This window comes from Pseudomonas uvaldensis, assembly GCF_021271205.1.
Taxonomy (GTDB): Bacteria; Pseudomonadota; Gammaproteobacteria; order Pseudomonadales; family Pseudomonadaceae; genus Aquipseudomonas; species Aquipseudomonas uvaldensis.
Genome location: NZ_JAIWKS010000001.1, coordinates 699,601 through 718,045 on the forward strand (window position 1 = coordinate 699,601; position 18,445 = coordinate 718,045).

The 18,445-nt window shown below is 60.0% G+C and carries 18 protein-coding genes, 1 tRNA gene and 1 pseudogene; 13 read left to right on the plus strand and 7 right to left on the minus strand.

Features of this window, described 5'->3' with window-relative positions:
- Positions 1-319: 319 nt before the first annotated feature.
- On the plus strand, positions 320-1,936 hold the full coding sequence (gene nadB, locus LCU97_RS03260; protein ID WP_053155907.1) for an L-aspartate oxidase: 1,617 nt from the start codon (positions 320-322) through the stop codon (positions 1,934-1,936).
- Here nadB and LCU97_RS03265 read toward each other — a convergent pair.
- Positions 1,905-2,357: a protein YgfX gene (locus tag LCU97_RS03265; RefSeq protein ID WP_053155909.1), complete on the minus strand. Its 453-nt coding sequence runs from the start codon at positions 2,355-2,357 to the stop codon at positions 1,905-1,907. The two genes, nadB and LCU97_RS03265, sit on opposite strands and share 32 nt — an antisense overlap.
- A complete protein-coding gene (locus LCU97_RS03270; RefSeq protein WP_053155913.1) occupies positions 2,341-2,595 on the minus strand; it encodes an FAD assembly factor SdhE in 255 nt (84 codons plus the stop codon). Before LCU97_RS03270 ends, LCU97_RS03265 begins: the two co-directional genes overlap by 17 nt.
- A 150-nt stretch (positions 2,596-2,745) precedes the next feature.
- On the opposite strand from LCU97_RS03270, the gene ygfZ reads away from it, so the two are divergent.
- The gene (gene ygfZ / locus LCU97_RS03275; RefSeq protein WP_053155916.1) at positions 2,746-3,687 is read left to right on the plus strand and encodes a CAF17-like 4Fe-4S cluster assembly/insertion protein YgfZ; all 942 of its coding nucleotides are present in this window, start codon (positions 2,746-2,748) and stop codon (positions 3,685-3,687) included.
- 35 nt (positions 3,688-3,722) lie between these two features.
- Positions 3,723-4,544: an HDOD domain-containing protein gene (locus LCU97_RS03280; RefSeq protein WP_053155918.1), complete on the plus strand. Its 822-nt coding sequence runs from the start codon at positions 3,723-3,725 to the stop codon at positions 4,542-4,544.
- A 75-nt stretch (positions 4,545-4,619) separates the two neighbouring features.
- Here LCU97_RS03280 and LCU97_RS03285 read toward each other — a convergent pair whose 3' ends face one another.
- Together LCU97_RS03285 and LCU97_RS03290 are read right to left on the minus strand one after the other, a co-directional pair.
- On the minus strand, positions 4,620-6,011 hold the full coding sequence (locus LCU97_RS03285; RefSeq protein ID WP_053155921.1) for a sensor histidine kinase: 1,392 nt from the start codon (positions 6,009-6,011) through the stop codon (positions 4,620-4,622).
- Positions 6,004-6,675 carry a response regulator gene (locus LCU97_RS03290; protein ID WP_053155924.1) on the minus strand — a complete coding sequence of 224 codons (672 nt, stop codon included), beginning with the start codon at positions 6,673-6,675 and terminating at the stop codon, positions 6,004-6,006. The genes LCU97_RS03285 and LCU97_RS03290 overlap by 8 nt, the downstream gene beginning before the upstream one ends.
- Positions 6,676-7,085: 410 nt before the next feature.
- On the opposite strand from LCU97_RS03290, the gene LCU97_RS03295 reads away from it, so the two are divergent.
- The 4 genes from LCU97_RS03295 to LCU97_RS03310 are packed head-to-tail and all read left to right on the plus strand — an operon-like array spanning position 7,086 to position 11,144.
- Complete coding sequence (locus LCU97_RS03295) at positions 7,086-8,078, plus strand: Bug family tripartite tricarboxylate transporter substrate binding protein (RefSeq protein ID WP_053155928.1); 993 nt, start codon at positions 7,086-7,088, stop codon at positions 8,076-8,078.
- A gap of 55 nt (positions 8,079-8,133) precedes the next feature.
- Positions 8,134-8,595, plus strand: a complete 462-nt coding sequence (locus LCU97_RS03300) for a tripartite tricarboxylate transporter TctB family protein (protein WP_072398680.1) — start codon at positions 8,134-8,136, stop codon at positions 8,593-8,595.
- 1 nt (position 8,596) lies between these two features.
- Positions 8,597-10,111 carry a tripartite tricarboxylate transporter permease gene (locus LCU97_RS03305; RefSeq protein ID WP_232775522.1) on the plus strand — a complete coding sequence of 505 codons (1,515 nt, stop codon included), beginning with the start codon at positions 8,597-8,599 and terminating at the stop codon, positions 10,109-10,111.
- Entirely contained in the window at positions 10,104-11,144 is a 1,041-nt protein-coding gene (locus LCU97_RS03310; RefSeq protein ID WP_232775523.1) for an AbrB family transcriptional regulator, read from the plus strand. Before LCU97_RS03305 ends, LCU97_RS03310 begins: the two co-directional genes overlap by 8 nt.
- 109 nt (positions 11,145-11,253) lie before the next feature.
- Here the strand turns inward: LCU97_RS03310 and ung are convergent, their stop codons facing one another.
- A complete protein-coding gene (gene ung, locus LCU97_RS03315) occupies positions 11,254-11,946 on the minus strand; it encodes a uracil-DNA glycosylase (protein ID WP_269802792.1) in 693 nt (230 codons plus the stop codon).
- 143 nt (positions 11,947-12,089) lie between these two features.
- Between ung and LCU97_RS03320 the strand changes: the two genes are divergently transcribed.
- Positions 12,090-13,202, plus strand: a complete 1,113-nt coding sequence (locus tag LCU97_RS03320; RefSeq protein WP_053155940.1) for an enoyl-CoA hydratase/isomerase family protein — start codon at positions 12,090-12,092, stop codon at positions 13,200-13,202.
- 100 nt (positions 13,203-13,302) lie between these two features.
- Here the strand turns inward: LCU97_RS03320 and LCU97_RS03325 are convergent, their stop codons facing one another.
- Complete coding sequence (locus LCU97_RS03325) at positions 13,303-13,689, minus strand: hypothetical protein (RefSeq protein WP_232775524.1); 387 nt, start codon at positions 13,687-13,689, stop codon at positions 13,303-13,305.
- A 321-nt stretch (positions 13,690-14,010) separates the two neighbouring features.
- On the opposite strand from LCU97_RS03325, the pseudogene LCU97_RS03330 reads away from it, so the two are divergent.
- The 5 genes and pseudogenes from LCU97_RS03330 to LCU97_RS03350 form a co-directional block, all read left to right on the plus strand.
- Positions 14,011-14,667, plus strand: a pseudogene (locus tag LCU97_RS03330) (GGDEF domain-containing protein); the annotation flags it as partial.
- Positions 14,660-14,878, plus strand: coding sequence for a cysteine-rich CWC family protein (locus LCU97_RS03335; protein ID WP_232775525.1), 219 nt, complete (start codon positions 14,660-14,662; stop codon positions 14,876-14,878). The pseudogene LCU97_RS03330 and the gene LCU97_RS03335, both read left to right, overlap by 8 nt.
- 36 nt (positions 14,879-14,914) lie before the next feature.
- Positions 14,915-15,607 (plus strand): pseudouridine synthase, encoded by a 693-nt coding sequence (locus LCU97_RS03340; protein WP_053155952.1) that lies wholly within the window; start codon positions 14,915-14,917, stop codon positions 15,605-15,607.
- Between the two features lie 311 nt (positions 15,608-15,918).
- Complete coding sequence (locus LCU97_RS03345) at positions 15,919-16,803, plus strand: alpha/beta fold hydrolase (RefSeq protein ID WP_053155955.1); 885 nt, start codon at positions 15,919-15,921, stop codon at positions 16,801-16,803.
- Between the two features lie 253 nt (positions 16,804-17,056).
- Positions 17,057-17,130 (plus strand) — tRNA-Gly (locus LCU97_RS03350).
- A gap of 484 nt (positions 17,131-17,614) precedes the next feature.
- Here LCU97_RS03350 and LCU97_RS03355 read toward each other — a convergent pair.
- Complete coding sequence (locus tag LCU97_RS03355) at positions 17,615-18,421, minus strand: hypothetical protein (protein WP_232775526.1); 807 nt, start codon at positions 18,419-18,421, stop codon at positions 17,615-17,617.
- Between the last annotated feature and the right edge of the window lie 24 nt (positions 18,422-18,445).

An 18,445-nucleotide genomic window follows, 5' to 3' on the forward strand; every position in this document is an offset into this window, starting at 1 on the left:
TCTGCAGACAACCGTCTATTGAACCTGGTCGCTTGGCAAAAGTTCCCGCTATTTGTAGCCATTCAAACCGAACACCAGGCAACCTGCGCGTCAGACACCTTTCTTTCGAAAGGCCGGCTTGTCGCCCCTGGACGGACATTGTGACGTCGACGAAGCATGCCTCGCTTTTTGTCACATTGGTTTCATATTGCCATGAATGCACGGCTATTGTGCCGATCCCCCCCTCTATATACTAGTGGGCTGTGTGGCAGCCTGACCCGTTGAAGCGGATGTCTTGCGCCAACCCCGACCCGGGTCGCTTTGAGCGGAAACCTTTCGAATGAGCCAACAGTATCAACACGATGTTCTGGTAATCGGCAGCGGTGCCGCCGGATTGAGCCTTGCCCTGACATTGCCACAGCATTTGCGCATCGCCGTGCTGAGCAAAGGCGATCTGGCCAACGGTTCGACATTCTGGGCCCAGGGCGGCGTCGCCGCCGTGCTGGATGACACCGACACCATCGAATCACATGTCGACGACACCCTCAACGCCGGCGGCGGCCTGTGCAATCCTGAAGCGGTACGTTTCACAGTCGAACACAGCCGGGAAGCCATCCAATGGCTGATCGACCAGGGCGTACCGTTCACCCGTGGAGAACCATCCGGTACCGAAGACGGTGGCTTCGAATTCCACCTGACCCGTGAAGGCGGTCACAGCCATCGGCGCATCATCCATGCCGCCGACGCGACCGGCGCGGCGATATTCAAGACCCTGCTGGCCCAGGCACAGCAGCGGCCTAATATCGAACTGCTGGAACAGCGGGTCGCGATCGACCTGATCACCGAAAAGCGCCTGGGCCTGGACGGCGATCGTTGCCTGGGCGCCTACGTGCTCAACCGTAGCACCGGGGAAGTCGACACCTACGGTGCCCGCTTCGTGATCCTGGCTTCCGGTGGTGCCGCAAAAGTCTATCTTTATACCAGCAACCCCGATGGCGCCTGCGGCGATGGCATCGCCATGGCGTGGCGCTCGGGTTGCCGGGTGGCGAACCTGGAATTCAATCAGTTCCATCCCACCTGCCTCTATCATCCACTGGCTAAAAGCTTCCTGATCACCGAGGCCTTGCGTGGCGAAGGCGCCCACCTGAAGCTGCCCAATGGCGAACGGTTCATGCAACGCTTCGATCCGCGCGCCGAACTGGCCCCACGGGACATTGTCGCCCGGGCCATCGACCATGAAATGAAGCGCCTGGGCGTCGACTGCGTCTACCTGGACATCAGCCACAAGCCCGAGGCGTTCATCAAGAGCCACTTTCCAACGGTGTACGAACGCTGCCTGGAATTTTCCATCGACATCACCCGACAACCGATTCCAGTGGTACCGGCTGCGCACTACACCTGCGGCGGCGTGATGGTCGACCAGCACGGCCGTACCGACGTGACAGGCCTCTACGCCATTGGCGAAACCAGCTTCACCGGCCTGCACGGTGCCAACCGCATGGCCAGCAACTCGCTGCTGGAGTGCTTTGTCTACGCCCGCTCGGCTGCAGCGGACATCCTCGAGCAGTTGCCGCAGGTTGGCATGCCCGCGGCCCTGCCCTCATGGGATGCCAGCCAGGTCACCGACTCGGACGAAGACGTGATCATCGCTCACAACTGGGACGAACTGCGGCGTTTCATGTGGGACTACGTCGGCATCGTGCGCACCAACAAGCGCTTGCAACGGGCCCAGCACCGGGTGCGCCTGCTGCTGGATGAAATCGATGAGTTCTACAGCAACTATAAGGTCAGCCGCGACCTCATCGAGCTGCGCAACCTTGCCCAGGTGGCTGAACTGATGATCCGCTCAGCCATGGAACGCAAGGAAAGCCGGGGGCTGCATTACACGCTCGACTACCCGAACCTGCTGCCGGAGGCACTGGACACTATCCTGGTGCCGCCCACCTACGCCGACTGAACCTGAGCCGCACTCGCAGGCGCCGATGCACATCAGGCGCCTGCGCGTCGCGGGGCACGCAGATCGAGCGGATCCGCCGTTCACCGTTCAGGCGAAAACGCAGCACGACGATAAGTGGCAACGCCAGACTGTCGGGACACAGTTGCACTGCCTGCCAGCCGTTGTCCCTGTTCCAGAGCCACCAACCATCAGGATCACGACGCAACCCACGAAAGGCCTGGCGATGGTTCAGCAAGAGATGGCGCGGTATCGTCCAGGCGCCATGAGCCAGGCACAGCGCAACGCCAAGCACTGCGAATCCGCCCGGGACCGATATCAGCAGCAACGAGCCCAGGGCAAACACCTGGGCCAGAAGATAGGCCACCAGCAGCTGCCTGGAGGCCTGCCAGCGGCATTCGAAGCGGTTATTTTGGCTGGACACGGTCCAGGATCATCCGGACCATGCGCTGCAGCTCCGGGTCTTCGGACTCGCTGCGCTCCATGAACCAGCCGAACATGTCCTGATCCTCGCACGCGAGCAGGCGGACATAGCACGCACGGTCCGCTTCATTAAGATGGGGATAAACCTCTTTCACGAATGGCACCAGCAATACGTCAAGCTCGAGCATGCCGCGACGGCTGTGCCAGTAGAGGCGATTCAGTTCTACATCTTCGACCATGGAGCGCTCCTCAAATAGAGCGCAAGTATACAGGCACGGTCGCGGCGGAACAGACCGCTTTGGTCGGGCACCACCAATCCTTTGTGAACTACCCATTTCAAGGGCGCCCCCTTATGATGTCCGTCAGACTTTTTTATCCTGCGATGACTCATGGCTGATTCCGCTTTTTTCTGCACCCTGTCCCACGAAGGCGTTCTCGCGGTTCGCGGCGTGGACGCCAGTAAATTCCTGCAGGGCCAGTTGACCTGCAATCTCAATTACCTGAGCGACGAGCGGGCCAGCCTCGGCGCCCGCTGCACCCAGAAAGGCCGGATGCAATCGAGCTTCCGCATCGTACTTCAAGGCGACGGCGCCCTGATGGCGATGGCCGCCGAACTGCTCGAGCCGCAGTTGACGGACCTGAAGAAGTACGCAGTGTTTTCCAAAGCCAGGCTCACCGACGAAAGCGCTGCCTGGGTTCGCTTCGGTCTGGAGAATGCCGACACGGCGCTCGCCGGATTGGGCCTTGACCTACCGGCCGATGTCGACAGCGTGGCCCGGCATGAATCCCTGATCGCCATTCGCGTCTCCCCCGGTCGCGCCGAGCTGTGGGTTTGCGCCGAACAAGCCGATACACTCAAAGCCCGGCTGCGCGGGGAACTGGCCGAGGCCGACCTGAACCCTTGGCTGTTGGGCCAGATCCGCGCGGGCATTGGCCAGGTCATGCCTGCCACTCGCGAACTGTTTATCCCCCAGATGCTCAACCTGCAAGCCGTCGGCGGCGTAAGCTTCAAGAAAGGTTGCTACACCGGACAGGAAATCGTTGCCCGGATGCAGTACCTGGGCAAACTCAAGCGACGCCTGTATCGACTGCAACTGGACGCCAGCGAATTGCCGGAACCCGGCACTCCATTATTCTCTCCGCTGCATGGCAGCTCCATCGGCGAGGTGGTCATGGCCGCACGAGCCGAGCGAAACATTGAACTGCTGGCGGTGTTACAGGCCGAAGCAGCAGAAGAAGGCGATGTACACCTTGGCGCGTTGGAAGGCCCTGCGCTGCAGTTGCTGGACCTGCCTTACGAACTGGACCGCGACCGCGAGATCCAGCGCTGATCGCAGCATTTGTCGCAACACCCTAGAGAACCTAAATGAGCGATTTGGCGGATAAGGTCCTGCGGGATTTGGTGGAGGCCATCGATAACGATGACCTGGTTCTGCCGACATTACCGGAAGTGGCCCTGCAAATTCGCCGGGCCGCGGAAGACCCGGAGATCAGCGTCAGCGACCTGAGCAAGGTGATCGGCCGTGACACGGCGCTTTCGGCGCGCTTGATAAAAGTGGTCAACAGCCCGCTGCTGCGCGCCACCCAGGAAGTCACTGACCTGCACACCGCCATCACCCGGCTGGGCGTCAATTACAGCAGTAATCTGGCCATTGGCCTGGTCATGGAGCAGATCTTCCATGCCCGCTCCGAGGTGGTGGAACAGAAAATGCGCGAAGTCTGGCGCAAAAGCCTGGAGATCGCCGGCATCAGTTACGCGCTGTGCCGTGGCTATACACAACTCAAGCCCGATCAGGCTGCATTGGGCGGCCTGGTGCACCAGATCGGCGTGCTGCCGATCCTGACATATGCCGAAGACCACAATGAATTGCTGTCGGACCCGGTCAGCCTCAGCCATGTCATCGACACGATCCACCCGATCCTGGGAGACAAACTGCTCAGCGTCTGGGAGTTTCCGGAAAGGCTGGTGAAACTACCAGGCCTTTACCTGGATTTCACACGGGAGTCGAGGCATCTTGATTATGTCGACCTGGTACAGGTCGCCGCCCTGTACTGCTACAAGGACACCGATCATCCTCTCGGCAGGATTGACGTGTTCAGGGTCCCGGCCTTCAAGAAACTCGGCATCGACCCGGACAACAAGAACCGCTGCGCCGACATTGAAGAAGCGCGGTCGATGTTTTACTGAAAAGCATCGCGGGTAAGCCCCGCTCCCACAGGTATCGATATCTGCGGCAGCAAGGCTTGCCCGTGATAGCGACTGTCAGTCTGAACCGGGAATAAAACTGACCCGCACTTTCAATCCGCGCTCCTGCCCGTCATGGAGGCTGATTTGCGCCAGATGGGCACGGCAGATTTCACCCACGATCGCCAATCCCAGGCCGGAACCGGCGACTTGCTGGTTGCGTCGATAAAAGCGCTCGAAGACGCGATCACGCTCATGTAAAGGAATGCCCGGCCCGTCGTCCTCGACCTCCAGCACTGCCGGCGCGGTAACCCGCAGGATCACGTTGCCCCCCGACGGCGTATGGGCCAGGGCGTTGTCCACCAGGTTGCTCAACAGCTCGTTCAACAAGGTCGGCTCACCTCGCAGCCAAACCGGTTCATCGGCTTCCAGCGCCAAGGCCACGCCCCGGGCATGAGCCAGCGGCGCCATGGCCATGCCCAGCTCTCGGGCCAACTGACTGAGGTCCAGCAACTGCGCACCGCCTTCGGCGATGGCCCGCGCACCGTTCTCCACCCGCGCCAGAGATAACAACTGGTTGGCCAGGTGGGTCAATCGGTCGGTACCCTGGGCAGCGGTTTCCAGGGTTTGCCTCCAGGTCGCCGGCTCGCTGGCGCGCAAACCCAACTCAAGCCGCGCCTTGAGCGCCGCCAGGGGCGTGCGTAGTTCGTGAGCGGCATCGGCGATGAACTGCGCCTGACGCTCGAATTGCCCACGCAGCCGCTCGGTGAAATGGTTGAGCGCACGCACCAGCGGCCATAATTCGTGCTGCACCTCCACCAGCGGCAAAGGTCGCAAGTCGTCCGGCTGGCGCTCTTCCACTGCCGTTCGCAATCGCTCCAGCGGGCGCAACGCGGCGCTGACCGCAAACCACACCAACAGCAATGCCCCCACGGCCAGCATGCCCAGACGCAACAATGTATCGGCCATCAGGCTGCGGGCCATCCTGACGCGCGCCTCCTCGGTTTCCGCTACGCGGACTTCCGCCATGCCGTTCATGTTCGGCTCGCTCACCGCTTTGAGCAAGCTCACCACGCGCACGCTCTGGCCCTGGTAGCGGGCGTTATAGAAGCGTGCCAGCGCGGGGTAATCGTCGGTGCGGGGCGTACCGGGCGGCGGGCCGGGAAGATTTTCGTAACCGGAAATCAGCTTCTGATGGATGTCATTGACCTGATAGTAAATCCGCCCGGCGCTGTCGTAGGCGAAGGTGTCCAGGGCCACGTAAGGCACATCCGCACTGAGACTGCCATCGCGCTGGGACAGGCCGGCGGCGATCGTCCTGGCCGAGGCCAGCAGGGTCCGGTCATAAGCGGTATCGGCGGCTTCGCGGCCATTCCAGTAGGCACTCAGGCCGCTGGCAAGCATCAGCACCACCAGTAGCAGTGCCAGATTGCGCAGCAGCCGCCAGCGCAGGCTGTCGGGCCTATGCATCGCGGTTTTCCAGCAGGTAGCCCAGCCCCCTGAAAGTCACGATCGCCACGGCATGCCCGTCGAGCTTCTTGCGCAGGCGGTGAACATAGATTTCGATGGCGTCGGGGCTGGCTTCTTCATCGAGGCCGAACACCTGGGCCGCCAGTTGCTCTTTGCTCATCACCCGCCCTGGCCGGGCGATCAGCGCCTCCAGCACGGCTTGCTCGCGGGAGGTCAGTGTCAGCAGTTCGTCGTCGAGGGTGAAGCGGCGGGTGTCGAGGTCGTAGATCAACGCTCCGCAACGCTGCTGGCGTTCACCACCCAGCACGCTGCGGCGCAGCAAGGCCTTCACCCGAGCTTCGAGTTCGCTGAGCTCGAAAGGCTTGGCCAGATAATCGTCGGCACCGAGATTCAGGCCATGAACCCGATCCTTCACGTCACTGCGGGCGGTCAGCATCAGGACCGGCAATGTCTTGCCCCGGGCCCGCAAACGCGCCAGCACTTCAAAGCCATCCATGCGTGGCAGTCCCACGTCCAGGATCGCCACGGCGTATTCCTCGCTGCTCAACGCCAGATCGGCAGCGACTCCGTCGTGCAGCACATCCACGGTCAGACCGGTGCTCTTGAGCGCCTGGGCAACGCTTTCGGCGAGCTGCAGATGGTCTTCGACGAGCAGAACACGCATGGGTTTTTCCTCGATTCAGGGACGGCCGGCGCCATTCACTGGCGCGGAGTTTACAGCCGCATCCGGCGCTGTGAAGCCAAAAAACACCTTGAAAGCTTTTGAAAGGTTAGCGAAAGGTTGGGCCGATAAAGTCTTGCAAGGACGGTTTCCGACTGTCTGTCGCGCCACACGACGCGAACGAAAAACGCCCCGAAGCGTTTTCGCCCCCATAAGAACAATAAAGCGGAGTATTCACCATGCTCTCCATGCAGCTCCAGGCCCAGATGCCTTCCCGCTCCTGCCGATCTTGCCGGCAAGCGCACCTTGCACATACCACATTCATGACGTCGAGCCGCCACGCATTGCGAGGCTGAGCGGCCCCATGCGCCCGATTTGCTACACACACAACAACAACTCCTCTGGAGACAATAATGAGCCCATCACTGCGTAAAATTGCCATGGCCGCCGGTTGCCTGGTGTTCGCCGGACAATTGCTTGCCGCTGATCCATCCAAAGAGCCCAAGCGCCCTGAATGCATCGCCCCGGCCTCCCCTGGCGGTGGCTTCGACCTGACGTGCAAGCTGGCGCAAAGCGCCCTGGTCAACGAGAAGCTGCTGACCAAGCCGATGCGCGTCACCTACATGCCGGGCGGTGTTGGCGCGGTGGCCTACAACGCAGTGGTCGCCCAGCGCCCCGCCGATGCCGGCACGCTGGTGGCCTGGTCCAGTGGTTCGCTGTTGAACCTGGCCCAAGGCAAGTTCGGCCGTTTCGATGAAAGCGCGGTGCGCTGGCTGGCCGCCGTCGGTACGAGCTATGGCGCCATCGCAGTGAAGAGCGATTCGCCCTACAAGACCCTCGATGACTTGGTCCAGGCCCTGAAAAAAGACCCCGGTTCAGTAGTGATCGGTTCCGGTGGCACCGTAGGCAGCCAGGACTGGATGCAAACCGCCCTGATCGCCAAGGCCGCCGGCATCAACCCTCGCGACCTGCGCTACGTGGCCCTCGAAGGCGGCGGTGAAATCGCTACCGCCCTGCTGGGCGGTCACATTCAGGTCGGCAGTACGGACATCTCCGACTCCATGCCGCACATCCAGAGCGGCGACATGCGTCTGCTGGCGGTGTTCGCCGAGAAGCGCATCGACGAGCCGGAGATGAAAGACATCCCCACCGCCCGCGAGCAAGGCTACGACATCGTCTGGCCGGTAGTACGCGGTTTCTACCTGGGGCCAAAGGTCAGTGACGAAGACTACGCCTGGTGGAAAGAGTCCTTCGACAAACTGTTGGCCTCCGAAGACTTCGCCAAGCTGCGCGACCAGCGCGAACTGTTCCCGTTTGCCATGACCGGTCCGGAGCTGGACACCTACGTGAAGAAGCAAGTGGCTGATTACAAGGTACTGGCCAAAGAGTTCGGCCTGATCCAGTAACCGTCTCTGTTCACGTGGCGGCGCCGGCATCACCGGCGCCGCCCAGGAGTTAGTCATGCTCACCATCCAACGAATTTTTGCTGCGGTGCTACTGCTGGTCTGCATCGGCCTCGCGCTGATGGCCTGGCCGTATCAGGCAGCGTTTTCCTACGAGCCTGTCGGCCCGCGCGCCTTTCCCCTGCTGATGCTGGGGCTGATGGGCGCGGCATTGCTGTACATGGTGTTCCGTCCGGCCCCCATCGTGCACAGCGATGAAGACCGGCAGCTGGACCGTGAAACCCTGAAGAAGATCGGCATCTGCGTGGCGCTGCTGCTGATATTCGCCGGCACCTTCGAGCCCCTGGGCTTCATCCTCGCCAGTGTCCTGACCGGCGTACCAATGGCCCGCCTGTATGGCGGTCGCTGGATCCCGAGCGTGGTGATCATCAGCCTGATGGCCATTGGTCTTTATCTATTGTTCGACAAGTTGATGGACGTTCCCCTGCCCCTGGGCCTGCTCGACGTCCTGGAGAACTGATATGGATACCCTGAATTATCTTGGCCAGGGTTTCGGCGTTGCCATGACGCCCTACAACCTCGTCACCGCACTGACCGGCACCCTGATCGGCACCGTGGTCGGCCTGTTGCCGGGCCTGGGCCCGATCAATGGCGTGGCGCTGCTGATCCCCATCGCCTTCGCCCTGGGCCTGCCGCCTGAATCGGCACTGATCCTGCTGGCCGCGGTGTATCTGGGCTGCGAATACGGCGGGCGCATCAGCTCGATCCTGCTCAATATTCCCGGTGAAGCGTCCACCGTGATGACTACCCTCGACGGCTATCCGATGGCACGCCAGGGCCTGGCCGGGGTGGCATTGTCCCTGTCGGCATGGAGTTCGTTCATCGGCGCCTTCATCGCCACCTGCGGCATGGTGCTCTTTGCGCCCTTGCTGGCCAAGTGGGCGATTGCCTTCGGACCGGCGGAATATTTTGTCCTGATGGTCTTCGCCATTGTCTGCCTCGGAGGCATGGCGGGCGACCGACCGCTCAAGACGTTCATTGCAGCGTTGATCGGCCTGTTCCTGTCGGCAGTCGGGATCGATGCCAACAGTGGTGTGTACCGTTTCACCGGTGACAACGTTCATCTGGCCGACGGCATTCAGTTCGTCGTACTGGTCCTGGGCCTGTTCTCCATCAGTGAAATCCTGTTGATGCTGGAAAAGACTCATCACGGCCAGGAAGCGGTGAAAGCCACCGGGCGGATGATGTTCAACTTCAAGGAGGCGGCATCGGTCTTCATCGTGAACCTGCGTTGCGGCGTGCTCGGCTTCATCATGGGCGTGCTGCCAGGAGCCGGTGCAACCCTGGCCAGCGCCGTGGCCTACATGACTGAAAAACGCATCGCTGGCGCCAGTGGTACGTTCGGCCAAGGAGACAAGCGCGGTCTCGCCGCCCCGGAAACGGCCATCGGCGGTGCCGCCTGCGGTGCACTGGTGCCGATGCTGACCCTTGGCGTGCCTGGTTCGGGTACCACGGCAGTGATGATCGGCGCGTTGTCGCTGTACAACATCACCCCGGGTCCACTGTTGTTCCAGCAGCAGCCGGACATTGTCTGGGGCCTGATCGCGTCGCTGTTCATCGCCAACATTATGCTGGTGATCCTCAACATCCCGATGATTCGTGTCTTCACTCGCATCCTGGCCGTGCCGAACTGGGCCCTGGTACCAGTAATCGCAATCATCACCGGCATCGGCGTCTACGCGGTGCACGCCACCACGTTCGACCTGTTCCTGATGATTGGCATCGGCATCTGCGGCTACATCCTGCGCAAGCTGGACTTCCCACTGTCGCCAGTGCTGCTGGGCTTCATCCTCGGCGGCCTGATGGAACAGAACCTGCGTCGTGCGTTGTCGATCTCCAACGGCGGGCTGGAAATCCTCTGGTCGAGCCCGATCGCCTTCGGCTGCTGGGTACTGACGGCTATCATGCTGTTCATGCCACTGCTACGGATCTGGCGCCGTCGCGCCGCACAACGTCGCGCCCTGGCCAATGTCTGAAGCGACTTTCAGACAATGGTGGGGAACACCGCTGGTCGGCCTGGCCGGCGGTTACCTGGCCAGCCTGATCGGCTGGCCTTTGCCGTGGATGGTCGGCTCGTTGCTGGCGATCATCCTGGTGCGTTGCCTGACCCCATGGCAATTGGCGGAAATCCCCGGCGGCCGCAAATGCGGCCAATGGGTGGTAGGCATCGGTATTGGTCTGCACTTCACGCCCGTGGTGATGGAACAGGTCCTGAGTCATTTCGGGCTGATTTTCTTCGGCGCGCTGATCACCAGCGTGTCCAGCGTGGTGAGTGTCTGGCTGATGCGCCGCACCGGCGAGGATCGCGCCACCGCTTTTTTCTCCAGCATGCCGGGCGGTTCCGGTGAAATGGTCAATCTCGGCGCGCGCAATGGCGCAGACCTGAGCCGCGTCGCCGCGGGCCAGAGCCTGCGTGTACTGGTGGTGGTGCTGTGCGTGCCGGCGGCGTTCAAGTACCTGTTGGGCGAAGGCGCCCCGCTGCAACACGCCACCACCGTGGACTGGCTGTGGCTGGCCGCGTTGTTTCCCGCCGGCGCCCTGCTCGCCTGGATCTGGGAGCGCCTGCGTCAACCCAACCCGTGGTTGTTCGGGCCTTTGCTGGTGAGCGCGGTGGCAAGTATCGCCTGGGACCTGCACATCAGCCTGCCCAATGGCGGCAGCCAGATCGGCCAATGGCTGATCGGCAGTGGCCTGGGCTGCCACTTCAACCGCCAATTCTTTCGTCGGGCGCCCTCGTTCATGGGGCGAACCTTGATCGGCACGGTGTTGACGATGCTGATCGCCACCCTGGCGGCCCTGGGCCTGAGCACGTTGACCCATCTGGATCTGCGCTCGTTGACACTGGGCATGATGCCCGGTGGCATCGCGGAGATGAGCCTGACGGCAGAGACGCTGCAATTGTCGGTGCCACTGGTGACGGCACTGCAGGTGATGCGGCTGTTGTTCGTGCTGTTCCTGGCGGAGCCGTTGTTCAGGTATTGGATCCGCAGGCCGGGTTCTGACCTTTAGACCACATTGTTTTTCATCGCGAGCAGGCTCGCTCCCACAATGGATTTGCAGCATACGCAGATCGGTGTGGGAGCGAGCCTGCTCGCGATGGGGCCCTCAAAAACATCCGCTAAACCGGCGGCAATCGCCAATCGATCGGCGCCTCGCCGTGCTGTTCGAGAAACTTGTTGGCACGGCTGAAATGCCCGCAACCCAGGAAACCACGATAAGCCGACAACGGCGACGGGTGAACCGAAGTCAATACCAGATGCTTGGTTGTATCGATCAGTTTCTGTTTGCTCTGAGCATGGGCTCCCCATAACAGGAACACCAGATTCGGCTGATGTTCGCTGACCACCTCGATGACCCTGTCGGTAAAATGTTGCCAGCCCTTGCCCGCATGGGAATTGGCGTTGGCGCGCTCCACGGTCATGGTGGTGTTGAGCAGCAATACGCCCTGGTCGGCCCAGCTTTGCAGGTAACCGTGGTTGGGGATGTCGATGTTCAGGTCGCGTTTGAGCTCCTTGAAAATGTTCACCAGCGACGGCGGCGCCGGCACGCCTGGTTGTACCGAAAAGCACAGACCATGTGCCTGGCCTGGGCCATGATACGGATCCTGGCCCAGGATCACGACCTTGACCTTGTCCAGGGGTGTCGAATTGAGCGCATTGAAAATCAGGGACGCCGGTGGATAAATCTGCTTGCCGGCCGCGTATTCCTGGCGCAGGAATTCGCGCAACTGAGCCATGTAGGGTTGGTCGAACTCGGCGCGCAGTGCCTGCTTCCAGCTCGGCTCGAGTTTGATACGGTCGTCAGCAGCCATGATTGCACCCTGTAAAAACAATGGGCGCACCCTAGGAAAGCTCACGAGGCTTGTCAATTGATCCGACAGGGCTTTGGTGTCCGACCCGACATTTTCCTGAGTAGCAGTCATACTGACTATTCAATTTTCTGATCGAGGTCACGATGAATCTGCACTTCGAAGAACTCATCGGCATCGACGGTGCCCGTATCGGCATCGCCACCCTGGATGCCGAAAAATCCTTGAACGCCCTGTCCCTTCCCATGATCAACGCGCTGCGTGATCGCCTCGATGCGTGGGCCCGAGAGCCACAAGTCGTCTGTGTGTTGTTGCGTGGCAAAGGCACCAAAGCGTTCTGCGCCGGCGGTGAAGTCCGCAGCCTGGTGGAAGCCTGCCGTGCCCATCCCGGCGAAGTGCCAACGTTGGCGGCACAGTTTTTCGCCGCGGAATACCGTCTGGACTTCAATCTTCATACCTACCCCAAGCCATTGATGTGCTGGGGTCACGGCTATGTACTCGGCGGCGGCATGGGCTTGCTGCAAGGTGCAAGCACGCGAATCGTCACGCCCAGCAGCCGCCTGGCGATGCCGGAAATCAGCATCGGCTTGTATCCGGACGTCGGCGCCAGCTGGTTCCTGTCCCGCCTGCCGGGCAAGTTGGGCCTGTTTCTTGGCCTGACCGGCGCTCATATGAATGCTCGAGACGCCATCGACCTGGGCCTGGCCGACCGTTTCCTGCTGGACAACCAACAGGACGATCTGATCGAAGGGCTGCTTCAGCTCAACTGGCAGGAAAAGACCGACATGCAGCTCAACAGCCTGCTCAAGGCGTTGCAGCAAGAGGCGCTCGATCAACGGCCTGAAGCCCAATGGCTACCGCGCCGGCAGCAAATCGACGAATGGCTGGATGTCAGCGATATACGTTGCGCCTGGAAAGCCCTCAGTCTGCTGGTCGAACATCAAGACCCGTTGATTGCCCGGGCAGCCAGGACCATGACTGAAGGATCGCCCTTGACCGCTCATCTGGTATGGGAACAGATCGAACGGGCCCGGCATCTTTCGCTGGCCGGCGTGTTCCGCATGGAATACACGATGAGCCTCAACTGCTGTCGACATCCCGAATTCAGCGAAGGCGTGCGGGCCCGGCTGATCGACAAGGATCACAAGCCACGCTGGCACTGGCCGGACATCAATTCCGTACCTGAGGCGGCGGTGCAAGCGCACTTTTACAAGGCCTGGGAGGGCCGGCATCCGCTGGCGGATCTGCCCAATGAGTAAAAGCACTGGATGAAACCTGTGGGGGCGAGCCTGCTCCCACAGGTTTGGTTGCACGCACAAAAAAGCGGCGCTCAATGCGCCGCTTTCAACTGTCTGAAGATCAGCGGTGACTGCCCCGTCCACCATGATCGCCCCGTCCCCGATGATCATGCCTGCCACGCCGATTGTCATCCCAACCGCCTCGGTCACGGCCGTCCCAGCCGCCGCGATGCGGGTAGGACCGATAGGCTGCCCGCGGTGGAGAATAGTAGCGGGGGCCGTGTTGGTAGTAGCGCGGAGGCGAGTAGTAGCGTGGCGCCGGTTGGTAATAGCGTGGTGCGTAATAGCCACGCGGAGCCGAATAGTAATAACTGCCGCCGCCGTAATAGACCGGCGCCGGTGAGGTGTAGACTTCGGAACGGTAATAGCTCGTGTCTCCGTCGTAATAAGGCACGCAGGCCGAAAGAGTCAAACCGAAAAACGCAGTAAGCAGCAGTCGTCGATACATGGCGGCCTCCTGGACCGCGGATGGGCCACATCAGCGACGCTGATGGGCGGCAGTCATTTGTGGGTGACTGACGCATAGTCAGACAGCCAAAACGGCATCTGGTGCGTTTTAGCAATAAGTCGAAACATGTAGCGTTTTGCCCATTCGCCTCCTCGCTGCGGCGACAAATCCCGTCGCCATTTGCCACGAGCCACTAAACTGATTGCATCCATCGCCGTTCAGGGAATTGCCATGTCGCCTCGTTCGCCGTTGTATTCCCAACGTAAACCGCTTCTGATGCTGACGGCCCTGCTGAGTGTGGGTTTCCTGGTGGTTTCATTGCTGGGCTATTACCTCACCCCTACCTCGGTGCGGGACAATCTACTCAAAGTGCTGTATCTGAACCTCCTGATTGGCCTGTTGATCACGGTGACGGTGATGGCAGTCCTGTATCGAATGCTCAACGGCTTTCAGCTACGCATCGACGCCCAGGCCACGCTTGACAGCCTGACCGAACTGCCCAACCGCCGAGGCTTCGATCTGCTGGCTGTGCAGGCACTCCACGAAGCACAGCGCGAACCCAGGCCCTTGACGGCGCTGTTACTGGAACTGGACGATTTCAAACGACTGGACGCCGTTCACGGTCACATGGTCTGCGACCAGCTGTTGAACGGGTTTGCCCGCGACCTGTCCGACACCCTTCGGCATTCAGACATCGTCTGTCGCTGGAGCACCGAAGCCTTTGTCGTACTGCTCAAAGACACTGACGGACAGACCGGTCTGAAGATCGCCGAGAAAATTCGCCAACACATCGAAAACCAGCGCTATTACTGCAGCGGAAAACAGCTATGTGTGACCGTTAGCATCGGCGCTACCACACTGCAGGACGAAGACACCTTGCACAACCTGCTGTCCCGAGCCGATCATGCGTTGCAACGCGCCCGACAGACCGGAAGCAACCGGACCTGCATGGAAATGCCCCACTCCAGCTATGAATAAACCTGATCTCTGCCCAGCCTGCGGCGCCCCCAATGACTGCTCCCTGGCTAACCCGATAACAGCCGACCGGGCCTGTTGGTGCTATGGGGTGAACATCGACCCGACCGTGCTCGAAGCCTTGCCAGCCGAGCTGCGCGACAAATCCTGCCTGTGCCCGCGATGCGCCCGGGTGGACGACCAATTGCGCGCCGATGCCCGACCGATCGCGTAAGATGCACGCCCTCCGCTTTCTTGTCTGAACTGCCCCATGCGCGTTGACCGTTTCCTCAGCAACCTGCCGCGTTTCAATCGCCAACAGGCCCGGCTGTTGCTGGTGGAACGTCGGGTGCGGATCGACGGCCAGGTGGTCAGCGACCCTCTTGCTCAGGTCCGAGCGTTCAGCCGTGTCGAGGTCGACGACCAACTGCTGCAGGCAGGCCGACCGGCGCGCTATTACATGCTGCACAAACCTGCCGGCTGTGTCAGCGCCACCCGTGACCCGCAGCACCCGACCGTGCTCGACTGGCTGCACGAACCGGACAAGGACGAGCTGCACATCGCCGGACGTCTGGACTTCAATACCACGGGGCTGATGCTGATCACCAATGACGGCAACTGGTCGCGACGCCTGACCCAACCCCAGACCAAATTGCCAAAGGTCTACTACGTCGAGACCGAGCAAACCATCACCGCCGAATACGCGGTTACCTTCACCCGCGGCCTGTACTTCGCCTTCGAAGACCTCACGACCCAGCCGGCGGAGCTGACGGTGCTGGGGCCCAATTCGGCGCGGCTGAGCATCGTTGAAGGGCGTTACCATCAGGTCAAGCGCATGTTCGGCCACTTCGATAACAAGGTGTTGCGCCTGCACCGGGAACGCATGGGCCCTTTGGTGCTGGATGCCGATCTCGAGCCCGGCCAATACCGCGCGTTGAGTCCCGAGGAAATCCGCTCGATCTGATCGATGACCGCTTGGCAGAAAGTGTCGAACAATTTCCAGAAGACCACTTGCGCAACGGCAATACCCCTGCTTGAATCAAGCCGTCGGCCGAAATGTGACCGATGAGTCACCCCATACCTCTAAGAAACTTTTTGTCGGTACGAACCCTTTGGTTCCGCCTTGCCCACCGACAATCTGCCCGCCTATAACAACACCCGTCGACCGGCTTCCGTGGATCGACATGGGCCTTGATCATTCAGGCGTATGCCTACCTGTCACATTGCCCGTGCAATCTCATTGCGCGCATACCCGCTTGCCAGGAGTTCTATGACATGAGGCCAGAAATCGCTGTGCTGGATATACAAGGTCAGTATCGGGTTTACACGGAGTTCTATCGCGCAGACGCCGCGCAGAAGACCATTATCCTGGTCAACGGCTCGCTGGCCACCACTGCGTCGTTCGCGCAGACCGTCAAAAACCTCTACCCACAATTCAACGTGGTGCTGTACGACCAGCCCTACGCGGGCAAGTCCAAACCCCACAACCGGCACGAGAAAATGCTGACAAAGGAGGATGAAGGCCAGATCCTGCTGGAACTGATCGACCATTTCGCCGCCGAGCATGTGCTGTCGTTTTCCTGGGGAGGTACGGCCGCCCTGAGTGCCTTGGCTCAACGCCCACGGCGCATCGAAAAAGCCGTGATCAGCTCGTTCTCCCCGGTGCTCAACACCCCAATGCGCGACTACCTGGAACGTGGTGTCGACTACCTGAGCAACCTGGATCGCGACCGGGTCGGACACTTGGTCAACAACACCATCGGCAAGCATCTGCCGCCGTTGTTCAAGCGCTTCAACTATCGTCACGTCAGCAGCCTGGCCGAACACGAATATGGGCAGATGCACTTCCACATCAGCGAAGTGCTTCACAGCGACTTGCGGTGCTACGTCAGCGCGGCGAAGAAAATCAACGTGCCGGTGCTGTTCCTCAACGGCGAATGGGACGAATACACCACCCCCGCCGACGCCAGGCTTTTCGCCGACCACGTGCAAGACAGCTCTTTCAGCACGGTGCAGGCAACCGGACACTTCCTGGACATGGAACACAAGGCCGCCTGCCGCGACAGCCGCAACGCCCTATTGGATTTCCTCCAGCCCACCCGCCACGAGAGCCGGCCACGCTATAGCTACGTGCAGGATTACCATGCACTGGCAATCTGAAGGCGAGTCCTCGCGAGCAAGCCCCGCGCCTATGTGCAGGGGCTTGCCCGCGAACGACCGCTCTGGCTTGTGCGCTGGCAGGACGGATGGACTCGTCGCAGGTAAAGAAAAACTTCAAATCCGCGCCTACATCTGGTACAAAGTCAGCCGCCCAGAGCGGGTGTCGTATAATGGCATTACTCCAGCTTCCCAAGCTGATAACGAGGGTTCTTATTGGACATGCCGTTTTAGTGCACCGTGAAGGCAAGAAAATGCGGGTATAGTTGAATGGTACAACTATAGCTTCCCAAGCTATCGGTGAGGGTTCGATTCCCTCTACCCGCTCCACCTTCCAGCCAGTGTTGTCGGGCCTTCCAGGGGATCCCCCCTCAATCAGGAAGCCTCGGAAAGCCTCATAGCAGTCCCTACATTCAAGCTCCCAAGCCCTCCCCTAGAGTCACCAAAATTTGGTGCACCGTCGGCGCCGTCCAGAATCACGAATCGACAGACCATCGCCCTCCTTGGGCCACCAAATAAACCCCAAAAATCTCATTTCCGTACCAAGCCTGGATCACCAACCAGCTCATCATCGTGCGTCCCAGAATGGCGCTCCGGAATGACGCTCCGGACTAGCGCGCCAGAGTGTCGCCCAGAATTCCGCCTCAGAAGACGACCCAGAATTCCCGAAAGGGAGTGAGCAGAACGGTCAGCCCTCCCCCTCGAAAATCACCTCGACGTCGACAGGGCTCCAAACGACCACCAGCATTCATTTCAATCTTCAGTCGTTCCCCACCTTCCGATCGCGCTCCTGAACATGATCACAATAGCGCTCCTAACCACGATCACGCTCACGTTGGCGGTAGCGCTTTACAAAGGTGGATTCGATCAATTCTTCAACTCCCAGCCCAAGCCCGCAGTTTACCAACGAAGCCATAGAACTATCGGACAGTGAAAAATCATCGGGAATAAAGCCGATATTCTCCGCCCTGTTCCTATCAAGTTCTGCTTCAAACGCTTTCAAGAAGTCAGCCAGCCCAGGGCGACGAGCTTCAGTTGCTGCATTTGCAGCGGAGTCATCAGCAACTGTTACTGCATTAGCCGCATTGATGCCAATCTGCGCCACCACCTTACTTATGGAAGGCCAATACTTGAGATCATATTGATAGGTCAAGCTATCTAACTTCTTCTTCAGGTGAGACCTGAAAAGCCCATTATCCTCGGAAGCATCTTCAACGACATCCATAATATGGTAGTAGGTATCACTATTAAAACTAGACACCTCTTTAACCCGAGTGCGCTGCGAGAGCAGCTCCGAGAGCAACTCTGAAACTTTTACAATTCGCACATTCAACTCAGTGAGCTTATCCCGATCCTTGCGAGCTTCTTTGGTCTTTCCAGGATTCCAGGAGTACACCGCATTTGTGAAAACGTCGAAGAATGATTTCAGCGCCCTAGGCTGTTCAGCCAACTCGGCATGCAGCTCCACGTAGACATCAGCGAGTTCAGTGGAGCGCCCCAGCAGACCTTCAATGATCCGATTGATACTGCGCCAGATACCGTGCTCCTCGTTATATTTAAAGTCCTCACGCAAAATATTTTCACACGCTTCGATTGCAGCAGAACGACCTTTAACATCCATTTTAAAAACCTCAATTAATTGATA

Excerpts from the sequence above, each read along its gene's own strand:
- LCU97_RS03285 (WP_053155921.1), bottom strand. The coding sequence starts at position 6,011 with ATGCATAGGCCCGACAGCCTGCGCTGGCGGCTGCTGCGCAATCTGGCA.
- LCU97_RS03340 (WP_053155952.1), top strand. The coding sequence starts at position 14,915 with ATGCGCGTTGACCGTTTCCTCAGCAACCTGCCGCGTTTCAATCGCCAA.
- LCU97_RS03280 (WP_053155918.1), top strand. The coding sequence starts at position 3,723 with ATGAGCGATTTGGCGGATAAGGTCCTGCGGGATTTGGTGGAGGCCATC.
- LCU97_RS03325 (WP_232775524.1), bottom strand. The coding sequence starts at position 13,689 with ATGTATCGACGACTGCTGCTTACTGCGTTTTTCGGTTTGACTCTTTCG.
- LCU97_RS03355 (WP_232775526.1), bottom strand. The coding sequence starts at position 18,421 with ATGGATGTTAAAGGTCGTTCTGCTGCAATCGAAGCGTGTGAAAATATT.
- LCU97_RS03270 (WP_053155913.1), bottom strand. The coding sequence starts at position 2,595 with ATGGTCGAAGATGTAGAACTGAATCGCCTCTACTGGCACAGCCGTCGC.
- LCU97_RS03295 (WP_053155928.1), top strand. The coding sequence starts at position 7,086 with ATGAGCCCATCACTGCGTAAAATTGCCATGGCCGCCGGTTGCCTGGTG.
- ygfZ (WP_053155916.1), top strand. The coding sequence starts at position 2,746 with ATGGCTGATTCCGCTTTTTTCTGCACCCTGTCCCACGAAGGCGTTCTC.
- LCU97_RS03310 (WP_232775523.1), top strand. The coding sequence starts at position 10,104 with ATGTCTGAAGCGACTTTCAGACAATGGTGGGGAACACCGCTGGTCGGC.
- nadB (WP_053155907.1), top strand. The coding sequence starts at position 320 with ATGAGCCAACAGTATCAACACGATGTTCTGGTAATCGGCAGCGGTGCC.
- ung (WP_269802792.1), bottom strand. The coding sequence starts at position 11,946 with ATGGCTGCTGACGACCGTATCAAACTCGAGCCGAGCTGGAAGCAGGCA.
- LCU97_RS03345 (WP_053155955.1), top strand. The coding sequence starts at position 15,919 with ATGAGGCCAGAAATCGCTGTGCTGGATATACAAGGTCAGTATCGGGTT.
- LCU97_RS03290 (WP_053155924.1), bottom strand. The coding sequence starts at position 6,675 with ATGCGTGTTCTGCTCGTCGAAGACCATCTGCAGCTCGCCGAAAGCGTT.
- LCU97_RS03300 (WP_072398680.1), top strand. The coding sequence starts at position 8,134 with ATGCTCACCATCCAACGAATTTTTGCTGCGGTGCTACTGCTGGTCTGC.
- LCU97_RS03305 (WP_232775522.1), top strand. The coding sequence starts at position 8,597 with ATGGATACCCTGAATTATCTTGGCCAGGGTTTCGGCGTTGCCATGACG.
- LCU97_RS03335 (WP_232775525.1), top strand. The coding sequence starts at position 14,660 with ATGAATAAACCTGATCTCTGCCCAGCCTGCGGCGCCCCCAATGACTGC.
- LCU97_RS03320 (WP_053155940.1), top strand. The coding sequence starts at position 12,090 with ATGAATCTGCACTTCGAAGAACTCATCGGCATCGACGGTGCCCGTATC.